At 46.2% G+C, this 2,199-nt stretch carries 1 protein-coding gene; it reads left to right on the top strand.

Going from position 1 to position 2,199, the window contains the following annotated elements:
* Positions 1-172: 172 nt before the first annotated feature.
* Positions 173-2,089 carry a CHRD domain-containing protein gene (locus L1D50_RS22765; RefSeq protein WP_239966912.1) on the top strand — a complete coding sequence of 639 codons (1,917 nt, stop codon included), beginning with the start codon at positions 173-175 and terminating at the stop codon, positions 2,087-2,089.
* Positions 2,090-2,199: the final 110 nt, after the last annotated feature.

The following is a 2,199-nucleotide window of genomic DNA, read 5'->3' as shown; positions in this document are numbered from 1 at the left end:
AATGGATGCTTTGCTCGCCAGAATCCCGTCTAGTGAATATTGCTATTAGGTACAGGTAAAATATTTACAATAATTTTGCAAGTTTGATGAACTTTTATTCAGCTCTGTTCGTAAGGGTTAGCTATGGATGACAAAAGTCATTCTTTTTAATCGAGTCGACAGGATGAGTATAATGAAAAAGTTTATAGTAAGTGCCAGTTTCATGCTTCTTATGGCATGTAGCGACAACGACGATAACGATACTGTTACACCTCCGCCACCGCCACCAGCCCAAGAGTTTTCAGCGACTAAGACCTTTGAATTGATGTTATCTGGAAAGCAAGAAGTGCCGATGAATACGTCAATGCAAACCGCTTCTGCAACAGTTGAGCTTGATGAAAATCTGATGCAATTCAGAGCAACACTCGACTACAGCAACGTCGAAGGTTTTAGTGCTGCACATATTCACGATGGTGATTTGGGGGAAAATGGCGATGTGGCATTCGCCTTTGAAGCATCAGATGATAATAAGGTGAGTATTCCAATCACAGATCTGTCTGAGGGTCTAATTGAGGATATGTTGGACGGTGATTGGTATATCAATCTACACACCGAAGCCTTTCCAAACGGCGAGTTACGCGCTCAGATTGTGCCTGACACGGTAAGCGTGATCACGTTCAAATTAGATGGCTCACAACAGGTGCCAATGAATGAAAGTAGTGCCATGGGGTATGGTTATGCGTCATACGACAGCACCGATGGCGAGCTTTACCTTCGCGTGGTCACTATGGACGTTGATGATGCCACTGCAGCACATATTCACACTGGCCGCATTGGTATGAACGGCGATGTGCTCGTGGTGTTAGAGCAGGACGACGAAGTAATGACGGACTGGGTAACGCCAGATGACACGATGATCGACGAAGCGACGTTGAATGTTTTGCTCTCGGGTGGACACTACGTCAATGTTCATACGCCAGAGATGCCAAACGGTGAGATCCGCGGCCAAATCCTGACGGACAATTACGCAGTTGCGACATTTGACTTATCCGGCAAACAGGAAGTGCCGGCGGTATCGACAATGGCGTCAGGGGACGGCTATGCCCTTGTTAACACTGATAACTATGAAGTAGAGCTCAGAGTTGTCACTAGCGGTGTTGAAGATGCAACGGCGGCACATATTCATACCGGTCGGATCGGCATGAATGGTGACGTTTTAGTTGGCCTTGAGCAAAGCACCGATAATATGAATGTATGGATGACGCCAGACAACACCATGATCAATGCCGAGATTTTTGCGGTACTCGCATCAGGTGGTCACTATGTTAACGTCCATACTCCTAGCAATCCCAATGGTGAGCTACGTGGCCAAATTCTTACCGGCAATTATGCGCTCGCTACATTTGCGCTTTCAGGTCAGCAAGAGGTTCCGGCGGTATCGACAATGGCGTCAGGTGACGGCTACGCATTGGTTAACATGAACGATTATGAAGTTGAACTTCGTGTAGTGACAATGGGTGTTGAAGATGCAACGGCAGCACATATTCATACCGGTCGGATCGGCATGAATGGTGATGTTTTAGTTGGCCTTGAACAAAGCACCGATGATATGAATGTATGGATGACGCCAGACAACACCATGATCAATGCCGAGATTTTTGCAGTACTCGCATCAGGCGGTCACTATGTTAATGTGCATACACCAGCAAATCCGAGTGGTGAACTCCGTGGTCAGATCCTCACTGACAACTACACGTTGGTAGCCTTTCCATTGAGTGGCGAGCAAGAAGTCCCAGCCGTTACAACCACAGCCACTGGTAGTGGATATGCTTTGGTAAATCGAAACGGCTTCGGCCTTGAATTACAAGTCCTCACTTCAGGTGTTGCCGATGCAACCGCTGCGCACATACATACAGGTATTGCTGGTGAAAACGGCCCTGTGTTACTGGCATTAATGCAAGATAGTAGTGATGCCAATCGTTGGATGGCTCCAGCCAATGCAGCACTGACAGCGGAAATATTTGCGATTCTGGCAGGCGGTGGTCACTATGTAAATGTGCACACACCAGCAAATCCAGGTGGTGAGTTAAGAGGCCAAATAGTTAATTAATCATTAAGATAATTATCTCGCATCAAAGAGTCTGTAAGCGCAGGCTCTTTTTCTTTATATTCAAATTACACAACTATTATCCAGTCAGGGGAGTTATATTTAGTTAAAAA

Source organism: Pseudoalteromonas sp. Isolate6, assembly GCF_022398435.1.
Lineage (GTDB): Bacteria > Pseudomonadota > Gammaproteobacteria > Enterobacterales > Alteromonadaceae > Pseudoalteromonas > Pseudoalteromonas galatheae.
Note: the sequence above shows the minus strand (reverse complement) of the source record. Positions and strands in the feature narration are given on the sequence as shown.